Consider the following 15,774-nt stretch of genomic DNA (forward strand, 5'->3'; position numbering starts at 1 on the left):
TTGTAACGTATCTATTATAATTATATTAGAAACTTATCTGTTTGGCTCCAATTTTATTTATTTCCCAGTAATTCAATAAAAAAATAGAAGGGAGCCCCTTCTATTTTATCGATTTACTATTCGATTGCAAAGATAAAAGAATATAAAGGCTGTTGCCCTTTATGGATTTCAATTTCTACATCCTCGAAGTTCTCTTCGATGAAGCTTACTAACTCTTCCACTTCTTGATCATTCGTTTCTTCGCCTTGCAAAATGGTCAAAATTTCGGAATCTTCATCTAACATATTTTCTAGAAGTTCCTTTGCAGCTTCTAATTTATTCTTATTCTTAACGATGATTTTACCTTCGTTTATTCCCATAAAGTCATCTTTTTCAATGGAAAGTCCTTCAATACTTGTATCTCTTACAGCGAATGTAATTTGACCTGTTTTAACATGCTTTAAGGCCTCAACCATCGTTACTTCATTAGCCTTGAGGCTAGCACTAGGATTAAAGGCTAGTAAGGCTGTCATACCTTGAGGAACTGTTTTAGATGGTATAACAATTACTTCTTCGTCTGTAACATCCGCAGCTTGTTGAGCAGCCATTATAATGTTTTTATTATTAGGCAAAATAATAATTTTTTTTGCATTTACATCTTTAATGGCTTTAACAATATCCTCAGTACTTGGATTCATTGTTTGTCCACCTTCAATTACTGCATGTGCTCCGATGCTACGGAATAATTCAGCAATACCGGTTCCCATAGATACCGTTACAATCCCATATTCTTGTTTTTCTTTTAATATTGGTTTTTCAATTGTTGCGGTATGAGATTCCCCCACAATATTGGAATGCTGTTGGCGCATATTTTCAATCTTAATATTAATTAAGCTTCCAAACTTTTGTCCAAAGCTTAAGCAATCACCAGGTTGTTCTGAATGGATATGAACCTTTACAACTTCCTGATCTGAAATAACCAATAAAGAATCGCCATATTTACTTAATTCGTTACGGAAATTTTCCTCTGAAAAGGAGTTTTCAGTCATTTTTTCATCATCAAATTTAACCATAAATTCGGTACAGTATCCGAATTCAATATCTTCTGTGTTCATATGACTTTGAACTGATTTATGGTGTTCCTCACTGATAAGTGAATCCATGTTTACAGTATAATCTGTAACTTCAGGTAGGCTTTCTCCTTTTAGAACAGCTAGAAATCCTTCATAAACAAATACTAATCCTTGTCCACCACTATCTACTACTCCAACCTCTTTTAAGACCGGTAACAAATCGGGAGTTCGATTTAAGGAGGCCTTTGCTTCTTTCAAAACCTCTTCCATAATAACGATAATATCTGTTTCTTTTTTAGATACAAGAACTCCCTTTTTGGCAGAGTCCTTTGCAACGGTTAATATCGTTCCTTCTACGGGCTTCATAACTGCTTTATAAGCTGTTTCGACTCCAGATTCTAATGCTAGAGCAAAATCCCTACCAGTAATTTCTGACTTCTGCTCTATAGATTTAGAAAAACCACGGAATAACTGTGATAAAATAACTCCGGAATTCCCTCGAGCTCCCATCAATAAACCTTTTGATAATGCGATCCCAACTTTACCAATATGCTCCTGGATATTATTTTTTACTTCCTTTGCTCCAGACGTCATAGATAGGTTCATATTCGTTCCGGTATCGCCATCAGGCACAGGAAAAACGTTTAATGCATCTACCATTTTGGCATTGGCAGACAGGTGATTAGATCCCTGAACCACCATTTCAGCAAAACGTTTTCCATCTAATGCGGTAATTGACACAAATCTTTCCTCCTCACTAATGTTCGTAACAAACAACGAACTTACGGGTTTATCACTCGAACCCCTTGTACGAAAATATTAACTGAATCCACGGCAAGGCCGACTGTTTTGTCAAGCGTATATTTCACTTTTGATTGGACGTTATGAGCAACTTCTGAAATTTTCGTACCATAACTAACAATGATATACATATCAATATGTACTTCTTCATTTTCTTGACGAACGATCACGCCGCGTGTGAAATTCTCTCTTCGTAGAATTTCAGTAAGACCATCCTTTAATTGATTTTTTGATGCCATTCCGATGATCCCATAACAATCAACAGCAGCTCCACCAGCGATGGTTGCAATAACTTCATTAGAAATATCAATTTGGCCGAACTTTGTTTTCATTTCAATGGACATGAGTCGTTCCCCCTTTGGAAAATTGCTCCTTGACTACACACATTTTACTATATGATATTCATTTTTGAAAGCGATAGTTGTTAAAGTCCTTTTTCCCATTCCGAATATATACTTTTAAATTGCTCTTTTCCTTATTCAAATCGGTATTTACACTTAATTAGTAATAAGTCCCAAGCGTAAAATCCAATTGCCGATTTTTACTATTTGTAATTAATAGCTAATGGTTCTAAAAAGATCTTATGTCAAGTCATTTTTCTTGAAAGCTTTATTTACAAGTATTGCATTCAAACAAGTTGTATGATAAATTATTAAAGTGTGTTTGAGTATGAAAAACATGTACTATTCGTTTTTCTAATTAACATTAACAGATTGTCCAAACTTTATAAAATAAGCTTGAAAGTAATTTCAGCTTTTGATCGTAAGGAGGGAAATTATATGCCACGTAAATGTGTAGTAACTGGTAAAAAAACTCGTTCTGGTAACGCTCGTTCCCACGCAATGAATGCTACTAAGCGTACATGGGGTGCAAACCTTCAAAAGGTTCGTATTCTTGTTGACGGTAAACCTAAGCGTGTTTGGGTTTCAACAAGAGCTCTTCGTTCTGGAAAAGTAGAACGCGTATAGTCTTTTGTTTTAATCAACTAGACATCCTTTTGGGATGTCTTTTTTATTTTCACCATAATGAGCCCAAAATAAAAGTACCCTTAAGAAAAGGGTACTTTTATTTTAAAGGTTGTCTGAATAACCTGTTCGCAAATTCCTTTTTCTAATCTTTTTTAAAGGCACCAATCATTGCTCGGACAAGTCCGCCTAAAAATTTCGGCAGTTTAATCGTATAGAACTTCATATTGTCCCTCCTCACTACATTTGCACAACCATTGTTTTTTACACAAATCATCTTATTCAAAAGAACCAATTAAGTACCAAAAACAGCGCTATCAATCTTGACTTCTTACCACTATTAATATGCCGCCTGAAAAGGAATAAGTACCATAATTAGAAATAAGTTCGTTACTAATACATAGTGTTGAACCTATTGAAATATTCCTATCTATTAAAGAATATTTAAAACCTTGAAGAGTTAATTTTTCTATAGTTGAGGTTAACGGTAAGAAAGAAATATACTTTTTATCGTTGAGTTTTGGTAGAGTATATGTGCCTGCTTCTTTTAGAAATATGACATTTTTTTGATCGATGATGGACATCTCACAACTCACATTGTCTGAAAAGGCTTGAGATAATAATTGAACATTAGCAAAAAAATGATCCAATCTGCCACCTGTAGCACCAAAAATGTTTATTTTGTCTGCTGATTGTTTCATAGACCATTTAAGAGCTAGTTCTAGGTCTGTTTCATCCTTTTCTGGAAGATACTTATGGAGATGATGGACCTCACTCTCAACAATTTCTAATTCTTCTTTAGATACCGAGTCAAAGTCTCCAAAAGCATATATTGGTTTTATCCCCATCGATAGTAGGGTAAATACACCTCGATCGACCCCAACCCAAATACTGTCACTACCTTCATAATCATGTAAATTTGGCAAGTATGCCATCGGGCCCCCAGCTAATATGTTTATGATCATTATTTCACTCACCTTTATTAGAAAAAAAGACTAACCTTTTATGGTCAGCCTTTATACATATATTATTTAACCTTTTAATGTCGCAATGGCTTTTGCGCGGTCTTTTTGATTGTATATCGCTGAACCAGCCACTAGAACTGTAGCACCTGCTTCAATACAAAGTTTTGCAGTCAACTCATTAACCCCACCATCAATCTCGATTTCAACTTGTAGACCTTTCTCATCAATCATTCTTCTTAAGGTTTTTATCTTCTTAGTCACTTCAGGAATAAAAGCCTGTCCTCCAAAACCAGGATTCACAGACATTAATAAAACCATATCCACATCAGACAGGACATGTTGAATCGTATCGACTGGCGTAGCTGGGTTAAGAACAACTCCAGCTTTCACCCCGAATGATTTAATAAAATGAATGGTACGATGTAGATGTTTACAAGCTTCTACATGTACGGTTATGTAATCCGCGCCAGCTTTAGCAAACGCCTCGATATACTGGTCTGGATTTTCTATCATTAAGTGAACATCAAGTGGCAGTGTAGTAATTGGTCGTATGGCCTCTACTATTAAAGGACCAATTGTAATATTCGGGACAAAATGTCCATCCATAACATCAACATGGATATAATCAGCCCCGCCAATTTCAACATCCTTAATTTCTTCTCCAAGCCTTGCGAAATCAGCTGAAAGAATGGATGGTGCTATTTTTACCATATTTAGTACCTCGGCTTTCGATCTCTAATTTCTTGAATAAAATCCTTATAATCTGAATAACGGTATTCCGGGATAGTGCCATTCTCAACCTCGGATTTTACGGCACATTTTGGTTCTGCAAGATGGAGACAGCCTCTAAATTTACAATTTTCACTAGCAAGCTCAAACTCTGGAAAACAGTAATTTAAATCCTCTTGCTCAATTTCTGTAAACTCTAATGAACTAAATCCAGGAGTATCCGCTACCAAACCATTTGCTACCTTAATAAGCTCTACATGACGGGTTGTATGCTTTCCTCTACCTAAATGGGATGAAATAATATCTGTTTTCAAGTCTAAATCAGGCTTTAAAGCATTTAATAATGATGATTTCCCTACCCCTGACTGACCGGCAAATACAGAAATTCTCCCGTCTAAATGAGGATATAGTTCTTCCAGGCCAGCTTCGGTCTCAGAAGAAGTAAGCAACACCTCATAACCAATTGTCCGATACTCATCTGCATATTTATTAATTTGTAACTTCTCTTTATCATTTGTTAAATCCATTTTTGTTATTACTATAAGAGGTTGAATATTATTATACTCAACTAAAACGAGAAACCGGTTCAGTAACGCTGTACTGAAGGAAGGTTCGACAGCGGAAAATACGAGTAGAGCTTGATCAACATTGGCAATTGGCGGTCGGACTAGTTCATTTTTTCGTTCCTTCACTTCAAGAATATATCCTTCGAACTCATTTTCCGCTTGAAAAACGACCTCATCTCCCACTAGTGGAGTTATTTTATTTTTCCGAAAAACCCCACGACCTCGGCACTGTACGATCTCACTACCACTAATCACGTAATAAAATCCACTTAACGCTTTAAGAATCTTACCTTCAGGCATAGCAACGCTCCTTGCATTTTTAATCTATTCAAATTTACTCTTCTGGATAATCTACTGGCTCTTCTTCTATCACAACGTCATCCCTAAAGATTTTATATCCTGCTTTTGCACCATATGGGATTAAGAATTCAAGTATCCGCTCTTCTGGTCCTGTTATAGTAAAGGTTTCGTAAGGAGTTGTCATGCTCCGTGTCATATCCTCAATATAAATTCTGACTACTTGAGGTGTACCCTCGACTAATGGCTCATATGGTATAAATACCGGTACCTTTACTGTTTTAGGCGGAATTTCTTCCTTCCCTTTTGAGAGAATTACTCTAACTATATCACCTTTTTTTAGTTCTGTTCCGGGCTCTGGGGACTGCCTAATCACAGTTCCTTCAGGAATGGTTCCATGATATTCGGAATTTGATAAATCAATTTTTAACCCGGTGGATTCTAAGTATTCTTCCACACTCTTTTGGTTAAAGCCTGTTAAGTCTTTTAACTTAATTAACTCTGGGCCTTTACTCACAGTAAACTCTAATATTGTATCCTCTGCGATAATTTCCTCATTTGCCGCAGGAGATTGCTCCAATATCGTGCCCGGTTCACTAGCATCATACACTTGATTTTTTTTAATATCTTTAAAGTTTTTATCCTTTACTAATTGATAAACATCATCGTAAAGTCTACCAACATAATCTGATAACTCAAACTTTTTCTTACCTTTACTAATATAAAGATCAATGGTTGCATTTTCCTTTACTGTTTTTCCAGCAGCAGGATTTGTTTTGATGATATAACCAACGGGAATCTCTTGGTCATTTACTTCGATTTTCTCTCCAATACTAAACCCTTCATTTTCCAGGTCTGATATAGCTTTGTTATATTCTTGCCCACTAACATCTGGAACCTCTACTTCATCAGGACCGAGTAAGTCTGGTAATATAGTAACTGTAAAAATCCCCAAAAGCATAACGAAGATTAAACTAACTAATATAAATGGCCATTTTTTTCGTTTTTTCTTTTCAGGCTTTAGGTGTGATTCCACATTTGTAGCCGCACCTTTTTTCATCACAATTGTTTCATCTAAATTTTTAAATGGACGCTCTGACGTTATGACAGGTATAGCTTTTGTAGCCTCATCGTCTAAAGGAATTGAAAATTTTTCTTCATCGATGCGATTTGGATCTAATGCTGTGTATAGATCTTCTTCTAATTCATCTACGCTATTATAGCGATGGAATGGATCTTTTGCAGTCGCTTTTAAAACGATGTTTTCAACACTTTGTGGTAAAGTCGGATTCCACCTTTTAGGTGAAGGTGTTTCGGATTGAAGATGTTTTAAAGCTATCGATACGGCTGATTCACCTGAAAAGGGTAATCTTCCAGTTAATAGCTCGAACAGAACAATACCAAGTGAATAAATATCAGATTTTTTATTAGCGGTACCACCTCTTGCTTGTTCTGGAGATAAATAGTGCACAGATCCAAGTACAGAATTTGTCTGGGTGATACTTGTAGCACTAAGGGCCATAGCTATGCCAAAATCAGTAATTTTCACATTCCCTTTTCTGTCTACCAATATATTATGAGGTTTAATATCCCGATGTACAATATGGTTTTGGTGTGCATGAGAAATGGCTGAAGTAAGCTGTTTCATAATTTCTATAGCTTCATCCACTCTGAGTGGGGCATTTTGCTGTATGTATTGTTTTAATGTCTGACCCTCCACATACTCCATTACAATATAATATAGCCCATCTTCTTCTCCAACATCATAGATGCTTACAATGTTTGGATGAGCCAAGCTGGTAGCCGATTGAGCTTCACGATGAAATCTGCGGATAAATTCTTCGTCATTGGCGAAATCCAATCGCAGCATCTTAAGAGCTACATCACGGTCTAATATCATATCGTGGACAAGATAGACATTTGCCATCCCGCCTCCACCAATCATATCTATGATTTTATAACGACCGCTTATTCTTTTCCCATTAATCATGATTATTTTCCACTCTCCTTGCTTGTAGAGTGTTCCACAATACATAAGGTAATATTGTCTTCGCCACCATATTGATTCGCTAATTGAATAAACTCTTCTGCACGTACCTCTAACTCAGCATTATTGGATAAAATTTCTACCATTTCATTTTCACTGACTTTATTTGACAAACCGTCAGAACAAAGGAGTAAAAAATCTCCCTCTTCGAAAATAACTGTAATAATATCTATTTCAACGTTTTGTTCTGTCCCAAGTGCCCGTAAAATTACATTTTTTCTTGGATGATTTTCGGCATCTTCTTTTGAAATTTGGCCTGTACGAACTAGTTCATAAACTAAAGAATGATCTTCTGTTAATTGCTTGTAGCCTGATTCATTCAAAAGGTAACATCTACTGTCACCAATATGAGCTAATGTTACAAATTGGTCTGTACATATGGCTGCGATAATGGTTGTTCCCATTCCTTCGCATTCCAAGTTTTCAATAGAATGGATAAACAATTTTTTGTTTACCTCATAAATGTTTAGCCTAAGCCATTCTTCTGCCTGACCGGCAGAAGTAATGTTATTTGATTCTGCCCAAGCTGATTGAAGAAAATCGATTGTCATTTTACTTGCTACATCCCCAGCACGGTGGCCACCCATACCGTCAGCAACTACTGCAAGGCGGTGGCCATCACCATTTATAAAGATTCCCCCATCATCCTCGTTAAGGATTCGTACTCTTCCTGGATCCGTTTTAAAAATTGAGTTCATCCTTTCACCTCGTCTCCTCTTGCCGCTCCTTTGCACGAAGTTGTCCACATGCTGCATCAATATCATGACCGTGCTCGCGTCTAATTGTTACATTTACACCATGATTTTTTAATATTTTTTCAAATTCAAAAATTTGATCTCTAGGTGTTCGTACATAATCCCGTTCCGGGACATAGTTAACTGGAATTAAATTCACATGGCATTTAATTCCCTTTAATAGCTTTGCTAACTCTTCTGCATGTTCAGCTTGATCGTTCACTCCACCAAAAAGGCCATATTCAAAGCTTACCCGACGTCCTGTTTTATTTATATAGTAACGGACTGATTTCATTAGTTCCGGTAAGCTATACGCTCTGTTTATTGGCATTAAACGTGATCTAAGCTCCGTATTAGGAGCATGCAGTGAAATGGCAAAGTTAATTTGCGTATTTTCATCAGCAAATTGATATATTTTTGGAACAATTCCACTCGTAGAAACGGTAATATGACGTGCTCCAATGTTTAGACCTTGTTCATGGTTAATCGTTTTTAGGAAGCCTAGCATATTGTCATAATTATCAAAGGGTTCCCCAATTCCCATTATAACAACGGAGCTAACTCTTTCATCCGTTTCATCAAGCGCTTGCTGACACTTCACCACTTGTGCGACAATTTCACCTGAATCTAAATGTCTTTTTAATCCTCCTAGAGTAGAGGCGCAAAATGTACAGCCAATCCGACATCCTACCTGTGTTGTAACACACACTGAATTTCCGTAGTCATGACGCATTAGTACTGTTTCAATTGAATAGCCATCGTGTAGCTCAAATAAAAATTTAATGGTACCATCCTTTGAAGTTTGCTGAATAATGGTTTTTAGGGTAGTAATAGCGAAATTGTGTTCTAGCTTATCTCTTAAAGATTTAGGTAAATTAGACATATCTTCAAAAAGGGATACTCTTTTTTTGTATAGCCAATCATATATTTGCTCAGCTCTAAATGCTTTTTCTTCATGATCTTTCAACCAATTCTTTAATTCTTCTAGTTGCAAAGAATAGATGGAAGGCTTTGCTTCTACTTTTGTTGTTTGATTCGTTGTTGTTTCCATCATTGCACCTTCTTTCTTAATACCGCGATATAAAATCCATCAGAACCGAAATCTTGTGGAAAAACCTGTAGATCATAGCTTTGAATGAGCGGCTGTATTGCCTCAGGCATTCTTTCTTTCCATCCAAGATCTCCTTCAAATTCTGGGTTTGTTTCCAAAAATGTTCGGACTACTACTTCATTTTCCTCTTGATCGACTGTACAAGTACTATATACAAGAATACCATCTTTTTTTAACAATGGGGAAACAGCTTTTAATAAATCCAATTGAATAGTTTGCAGACGAGATAAGTCTTCTTCCTTTTTCGTGTATTTCATATCAGGTTTTCTTCTCATTACACCTAGGCCAGAACATGGAGCATCTAAGAGAATGCGGTCAAATTGCTGATTTACAAAATGTTCAGCAACCTTTCTGCTATCAAGTGCCTGAGCTTCGATATTTTCTAAACGAAGTCTGTCTGCGTTTTCTTTAATCAACTTCACTTTATGCTCATGTAAATCAAGGGAATATACCATTCCTGTTCCTTTTAACTTTTCGGCAATATGGGTTGATTTTCCACCAGGTGCTGCACATGCATCTAGAATTTTTTCGTTCTGAGTTACTCCAAGTGCATAGGCTACTAACATAGAACTTTCGTCTTGAATCGTTAAAAATCCTTCTTTATACGTATTGGAAGCGGCAATATTTCCTTGTAAACAATGAATCGACTCAGGAATTATAGCACTAGGTTCTACAGAATAACCTTCTTCACGTAATCGGCTTAAGGCTTCATCTCTAGTAATTAAAGATTGATTTACCCTAGCTGTTTGCGTTGGCGCGAGTAAATTTAATTCACACATTTCTTTTGTTTTATCTAACCCAAACTGTTTTGACCATCTTTCCACGAGCCAATAGGGGTGGCTCGTTTCGACCGATACTCGTTCTATCGGGTCTTGAATATTAGAAACGGATGGTAGCCCTTCTCTTTGGATATTGCGAAGTACTCCATTTACGAATCCAGCTACCCCTTTATGACCTCGTTTTTTAGCTATTTCGACCGCTTCATTGATAGCAGCATGGTCAGGGATTTTGTCCAAAAACTCCATTTGATAAAGTGTAAGCCTTAATAAATACGGAACCCATTTCTCCAATTTTTTACTTTTTTGCAAAAAAGGATTTAAGTAAAAATCAAGTGTCATCTTTCTTTGCAACGTACCGTAAACCAACTCTGTCAATAATCCAACATCTTTTTTAGGTACCTTATTTTTTTCAATCGCATGGTGAAGAATTAAATTGCTATAAGACTGATTCTTTTCTATTGTCTCCAATAATTCTAAAGCTGTTTCTCGCACATTTTTCATTGTTTTTGTCTTCATAATGTTTGTCCTAACTTTTTGTCAAGAAGTTGATTGTTTGTTCCTCTTAAAAACTGTTCACCTGACATTTTCTTTTTCCCAGAGGGTTGTAGCTCTGTTATTTTTATTGCAATCTGATTTCCAGTATGGACCACTAAACCGTCATCTTCTAAACTAATAATCGTTCCAGGCTCTGCGTTAATTTCTGTAGGGAATTTCTCTCCCCACCAAACTTTAATCACAACTCCATCCAATTCGGTATAAGCTACAGGCCAAGGGTTTAACCCTCGAATTTGATTGTAAATTTCCTCACCTGTTTTAGTCCAATCAATTTTTTCCTGTTCACGTTTAATATTTGGAGCAAAAGTTGCCTCAGATTCATTTTGAGGCGTAGATGTTATCTGTCCGTTTAATAGTTTAGGTAATGTCTCAGATAATAGGTTTGCACCCGCATCACTCAGTTTTTCATGTAATGTTCCGACTGTATCCCGTTCTTCAATTGGAATACTTACACTAGTAATAATATCTCCTGCGTCTAATTTTTCAGCCATATACATAATAGTGATACCTGTCTCTTTTTTTCCTTGAATAAGAGAATAATGAATTGGTGCTCCCCCTCTTAACTCTGGTAATAAAGAGGCATGTACATTTATACAGCCATATTTGGGTGCATCAAGAAGTTCTCTAGGAAGAATTTGACCGAATGCAGCTGTTACAATTAAATCAGCGCCTAATTCAAGGATTGGTGCCAAATCCTCCTGACGCCGTATTTTTTCTGGCTGAAAGACAGGAATTCCATTGTTTGAGGCTTCTATCTTTACCGGGGGGGCTGTTAGAACTTTTTTTCTACCAACTGGACGGTCCGGTTGTGTCACTACAGCAATCACTTCATAACCATCTGAAATAATTCTTTTCAATACTGGTACCGAAAAATCGGGTGTACCCATAAAAATAATTTTTGTCATTATTCTACAACCCCCTCTAATTCTTCATCTGTTAAATATCTTGTTACTTTCGTAGTAAATAAAATGCCATTAAGATGGTCTATTTCATGTACGATTGCTCTTGCTAGAAACTCTTCAGCCTCTAACGTATAAAATTTACCTTTTCTATCCTGAGCTCGTACCTTTACCCAATTTGGTCTCGTCACTTCACCATAAAGATTGGGAAAGCTTAAGCAACCTTCTGGTCCTGTCTGTTCCCCAGAAAATTCTAGTATTTCAGGATTTATCAGCTCTATTGTTCCAATTTCGTCACCAATATCCACTATAGCAATTTGTTGGTCAAGTCCAATTTGTGGAGCTGCAAGACCTACACCATCAAATTCAATCATCGTATCATACATATCATTTAATAATTTCGCGAGTTTTTTATCAAACACCCTTACCTGTTGACATTGAGTTTCAAGTATATCGGCAGGGTACATTACAAGTTTACGAATAGCCAATTTATTTCCTCCAAAAAAATCTAGTTGCTCTTATTTTTCACAAAAATCCGTTTATTCATAACCATTACATTAATATATATGGATTTAAGTCCACTGTTATTTGCAATCCTGATGAAGCCATTTCTTGTTGATACTGATCTAAAATAATTTTCAATGCATTGGAAAGTTCTGGTTCTTTCTTGTATTTTATCAAACATTGATATCGATATCTATTATTGATCTTGGGAATCGGTGAAGCTACAGGACCTAGAACAATAGCATTGTTTGAAAGCTTTGAGCGAAGGTACTTTGTTATTTTTTCTGTAATCGTTACAACCTTCATTAATTCTTCGTGTGTAATGGTAATTAAAGATAAATAATAAAACGGGGGGTATCTATGTGTTTTTCTTACCATCATTTCATATTGATAGAATTGATCATAATCTTGGCTACCCGCTAACTCCACACTATAATGCTCTGGAGAATACGTTTGTATAATAACTTCACCAGGTAATTCATGCCTACCCGCACGACCACTTACTTGAGTTAAAAGCTGAAACGTTTTTTCAGAAGAACGAAAATCCGGGAGATGCAGCATGGTGTCAGCAGTTAACACCCCAACTAATGTAATATTGGGAAAATCAAGTCCTTTTGCAATCATTTGTGTTCCAAGTAGGATATCTGCTTTTCCTTTTTGAAAGGCATCTAGCAATTTTTCATGTGAACCTTTCCGGCTTGTTGTATCTACGTCCATTCTGATCACTCTTGCTTCTGGTAAAACCTTTCCTAACTCTTCTTCCACCTTTTGTGTTCCCGTGCCAAAATAGCGTATATGCTCACTTTTACATTCGGGGCATTGCTTTGGTACATATTCTTCATGTCCACAATAGTGGCACTTCATTTTCTGTTGGCTTTGGTGATAAGTTAAGGAGATTTCACAATGCGGGCAATTAACAACATAACCACAATCACGGCACATGATGAATGAAGAATGACCACGTTTATTTAAAAATAAAACAATTTGTTGTTTTTTTTCTAACCGATCTTTTATTTTTTCAAATAGTACGCTTGAAAACATTGAACGGTTACCGCTCCTTAGTTCATCACGCATATCAATAATTTCTACAGCCGGTAGTGATTGATTATTCATTCTATTTGGGAGCGAAAGTAATTGGTACACCTTTTTATTAGCTCTTGCAAACGACTCAAGCGAAGGGGTCGCACTTCCTAAAACAACTGGACATTGAAAATGTTCTGCTCTTTGTATAGCCACATCTCGGGCATGATATCTTGGGTTTTCCTCCTGCTTGTAGCTCGTTTCGTGCTCCTCATCAATAATAATGATGCCGATATTTTCAAACGGCGCAAAAACGGCCGACCTTGCACCAACAACGACGGAAACTTCTTTCCTTTGGATTTTTCGCCATTCATCATATTTTTCACCAGCAGATAAGCCACTATGTAGGACGGCTACTTTATCTCCAAAGCGCCCTTTAAACCGATGAACCATCTGGGGAGTTAATGAAATTTCAGGAACTAACACGATTGCTTCCTTACCTTTTTCTAAAACAGTTTGAATCGACTGTAAATAAACCTCCGTTTTTCCACTTCCAGTCACACCGTATAGCAAAAACACATGATGTTCATCCATTAATATGGATTGCTGAATTGGATGTATGACCTTTTGTTGACCTTCAGTTAAAGGTAATGGATAAGTCTGTTTAAATTGTCTATCTTGATAAGGGTCGCGATAAACCTCTAATTCTTTCTCCATTAGAATTTTTTTTTCTACTAATGCGGAAACTGTTTGTGATGAAATTTTTAATTCAGACAAAAGGGTTCTTAACTCAATCGGCTTATGTCGATGAATAAAAAAATCAATAACATCTTTTTGCTTACCTGCTCGAGTATTGATTTTTTCTTTTTCAATTATTAGTTCTTCAATCGATAATTCAGGAATGATATGTTTTAATTTTTTCTTCCTAACTCTTTCTTTGACCTCATAGATTACGTCAATCAGCTTATTTGCAGCTTCTCTTTGGATCTCAGATAAAATTCCATGATTTATCGCTTCATCCCATTTCAGTTCGCGGCTATCTATAAAAAACGGTTGAAGAATCAAAGATAACTGTAGTGGATCTACATTTTCTGCTAGTATCAACTTTTTTTCATATTTCGCCTTTAATGCAGCGGGGAGCATCGCTTGAAAACCTGAGATTTTATAACACAGTGTTTTTTCCGCAAGCCAATCTCCTAATTCGAGAAGCTCTTTTGTTAATACAGGGTAAAGATCCATCGGTTCTGATATTTCTTTAAGCTTGGAGAAATCAGATTCATCCTTTAAATCAACTACAAAGCCTTGGATTTTTCTGGGACCAAAGGGGACTATTATTCTCATACCAGGTAATATACTTCCGATGTATTCATCTGGGATTAAATAGTCGAAACTTTTGTCGGTTTGGCGAGCTGGGACATCAACAATCACGCTTGCGATGTTCATTTGATATCTTCCTTAATCATTTTTGCTACTTCACTTAAAATTTTTCGAGCAACCTCTTTTTTTGACAATAATGGTAAGGCGATTGGGTCAGCATCTCTTTTGAACATCGTAACGATATTAGTCTCTGTTCCGAATCCAGCCCCTTCGGATAATACATTATTGGCGATAATCATATCAGCATTCTTCTTAATTAATTTTGATTTGGCATAATCCTCTACATTGTTTGTTTCTGCAGCAAAACCTACTAATAATTGGTTTTCTTTTCTTTTCCCTAATTCTAGTAGAATATCTTGTGTTCTCTCTAATTCAAGAAATTGATCACCAGTCTGTTTTTTGACCTTTTGGTCTGATGGAGATTTCGGACGATAATCAGCAACTGCAGCAGTCTTAATCACGATTTCCACATCATCGAAACGTTTGATGACCTCATCATACATGTTTTCAGCGCTCTCCACTGGAACGAAATAAACTCCTCTAGGGGGCTTGAGATTTACAGGGCCTGATATTAAATACACCTCAGCACCCAGATTGACTGCCTCTTCTGCAATGGCATATCCCATTTTCCCACTAGAATGGTTTGTAATGTATCTCACTGGGTCAATTTTTTCACGCGTTGGACCAGCTGTTACAATCATTTTTTTTCCTTTTAAATCTTTCTTTTCCATTTCACCAAAAAACCGGGAGAGTACCTCTACTATTTTTTCAGGCTCCTCTAATCTACCTTTTCCAACATAGCCACAAGCCAGAAAGCCTTCATTTGGCTCTATAAAAGAATATCCCATTTCATACAGGGTGTTGATATTTTTTTGCACAGCAGGATGGACATACATGTGAACATTCATTGCAGGAGCAATCCAAACTGGTGCTGTCGTCGCTAATAAGGTAGTTGTAATCATATCATCTGCGATTCCATTAGCAAGTTTACCAATAGTATTTGCCGTTGCAGGAGCAACGATAGCGATGTCAGCCCAATCGGCTAAATCTATATGAGCAATAACTTTAGGGTTTTGTTCTTCAAATGTATCTGTATAAACAAAGTTTCGTGAGAGGGCTTGAAAGCTTAATGGTGTGACAAATTTTAAAGCAGAACTACTTAGTATAACTTTAACTTCAGCACCAGCTTGTATTAATTTACTCGTTAAGGCAACTGCTTTATAAACAGCAATTCCACCTGTGACACATAATAAAATTTTTTTATTATTTAACATGATAAACCCCCGGAATTCATCTCTCTTTAGAAATCTAGAAGACAGGTATTTTTTCATCATTACCACTATAATACAATTTAACTAATAGAACAAAAATAA

15 protein-coding genes are annotated in these 15,774 nt (G+C 36.4%); 1 reads left to right on the forward strand and 14 read right to left on the reverse strand.

Going from position 1 to position 15,774, the window contains the following annotated elements:
- Positions 1-116 precede the first annotated feature (116 nt).
- Both LRP83_RS05695 and LRP83_RS05700 read right to left on the reverse strand, forming a co-directional pair.
- Positions 117-1,793 carry a DAK2 domain-containing protein gene (locus LRP83_RS05695; RefSeq protein WP_230495713.1) on the reverse strand — a complete coding sequence of 559 codons (1,677 nt, stop codon included), beginning with the start codon at positions 1,791-1,793 and terminating at the stop codon, positions 117-119.
- Between the two features lie 41 nt (positions 1,794-1,834).
- Positions 1,835-2,197 carry an Asp23/Gls24 family envelope stress response protein gene (locus LRP83_RS05700; protein ID WP_230495714.1) on the reverse strand — a complete coding sequence of 121 codons (363 nt, stop codon included), beginning with the start codon at positions 2,195-2,197 and terminating at the stop codon, positions 1,835-1,837.
- A 435-nt stretch (positions 2,198-2,632) separates the two neighbouring features.
- Here LRP83_RS05700 and rpmB point away from each other — a divergent pair, with 435 nt between their 5' ends.
- Complete coding sequence (gene rpmB / locus LRP83_RS05705) at positions 2,633-2,821, forward strand: 50S ribosomal protein L28 (RefSeq protein ID WP_230495715.1); 189 nt, start codon at positions 2,633-2,635, stop codon at positions 2,819-2,821.
- A gap of 142 nt (positions 2,822-2,963) precedes the next feature.
- On the opposite strand, the gene spoVM is transcribed toward rpmB, so the two are convergent.
- From spoVM to coaBC, 12 genes are all read right to left on the reverse strand, one after another.
- A complete protein-coding gene (gene spoVM, locus LRP83_RS05710) occupies positions 2,964-3,044 on the reverse strand; it encodes a stage V sporulation protein SpoVM (protein WP_230495796.1) in 81 nt (26 codons plus the stop codon).
- 91 nt (positions 3,045-3,135) lie between these two features.
- Entirely contained in the window at positions 3,136-3,783 is a 648-nt protein-coding gene (locus LRP83_RS05715) for a thiamine diphosphokinase (RefSeq protein ID WP_230495716.1), read from the reverse strand.
- A gap of 66 nt (positions 3,784-3,849) precedes the next feature.
- Positions 3,850-4,494 (reverse strand): ribulose-phosphate 3-epimerase, encoded by a 645-nt coding sequence (gene rpe / locus LRP83_RS05720; protein WP_230495717.1) that lies wholly within the window; start codon positions 4,492-4,494, stop codon positions 3,850-3,852.
- 2 nt (positions 4,495-4,496) lie between these two features.
- Positions 4,497-5,378: a ribosome small subunit-dependent GTPase A gene (gene rsgA / locus LRP83_RS05725; RefSeq protein ID WP_230495718.1), complete on the reverse strand. Its 882-nt coding sequence runs from the start codon at positions 5,376-5,378 to the stop codon at positions 4,497-4,499.
- Positions 5,379-5,412: 34 nt separating this feature from the next.
- Positions 5,413-7,365 carry a Stk1 family PASTA domain-containing Ser/Thr kinase gene (gene pknB / locus LRP83_RS05730; protein WP_230495719.1) on the reverse strand — a complete coding sequence of 651 codons (1,953 nt, stop codon included), beginning with the start codon at positions 7,363-7,365 and terminating at the stop codon, positions 5,413-5,415.
- A 2-nt stretch (positions 7,366-7,367) separates the two neighbouring features.
- Complete coding sequence (locus LRP83_RS05735; RefSeq protein WP_230495720.1) at positions 7,368-8,120, reverse strand: Stp1/IreP family PP2C-type Ser/Thr phosphatase; 753 nt, start codon at positions 8,118-8,120, stop codon at positions 7,368-7,370.
- 4 nt (positions 8,121-8,124) lie between these two features.
- A complete protein-coding gene (gene rlmN, locus LRP83_RS05740) occupies positions 8,125-9,210 on the reverse strand; it encodes a dual-specificity RNA methyltransferase RlmN (RefSeq protein WP_435531329.1) in 1,086 nt (361 codons plus the stop codon).
- A complete protein-coding gene (gene rsmB / locus LRP83_RS05745) occupies positions 9,207-10,562 on the reverse strand; it encodes a 16S rRNA (cytosine(967)-C(5))-methyltransferase RsmB (protein ID WP_230495721.1) in 1,356 nt (451 codons plus the stop codon). Before rsmB ends, rlmN begins: the two co-directional genes overlap by 4 nt.
- Positions 10,559-11,506, reverse strand: a complete 948-nt coding sequence (fmt, locus tag LRP83_RS05750) for a methionyl-tRNA formyltransferase (RefSeq protein WP_230495722.1) — start codon at positions 11,504-11,506, stop codon at positions 10,559-10,561. Before fmt ends, rsmB begins: the two co-directional genes overlap by 4 nt.
- Complete coding sequence (def, locus tag LRP83_RS05755) at positions 11,506-11,988, reverse strand: peptide deformylase (protein ID WP_230495723.1); 483 nt, start codon at positions 11,986-11,988, stop codon at positions 11,506-11,508. Before def ends, fmt begins: the two co-directional genes overlap by 1 nt.
- Positions 11,989-12,052: 64 nt before the next feature.
- Complete coding sequence (priA, locus tag LRP83_RS05760) at positions 12,053-14,467, reverse strand: primosomal protein N' (RefSeq protein ID WP_230495724.1); 2,415 nt, start codon at positions 14,465-14,467, stop codon at positions 12,053-12,055.
- On the reverse strand, positions 14,464-15,675 hold the full coding sequence (gene coaBC, locus LRP83_RS05765) for a bifunctional phosphopantothenoylcysteine decarboxylase/phosphopantothenate--cysteine ligase CoaBC (RefSeq protein WP_230495725.1): 1,212 nt from the start codon (positions 15,673-15,675) through the stop codon (positions 14,464-14,466). Before coaBC ends, priA begins: the two co-directional genes overlap by 4 nt.
- Positions 15,676-15,774 lie beyond the last annotated feature (99 nt).

The organism is Pseudoneobacillus rhizosphaerae (genome assembly GCF_917563885.1).
Taxonomy (GTDB): domain Bacteria; phylum Bacillota; class Bacilli; order Bacillales; family Cytobacillaceae; genus Pseudoneobacillus; species Pseudoneobacillus rhizosphaerae.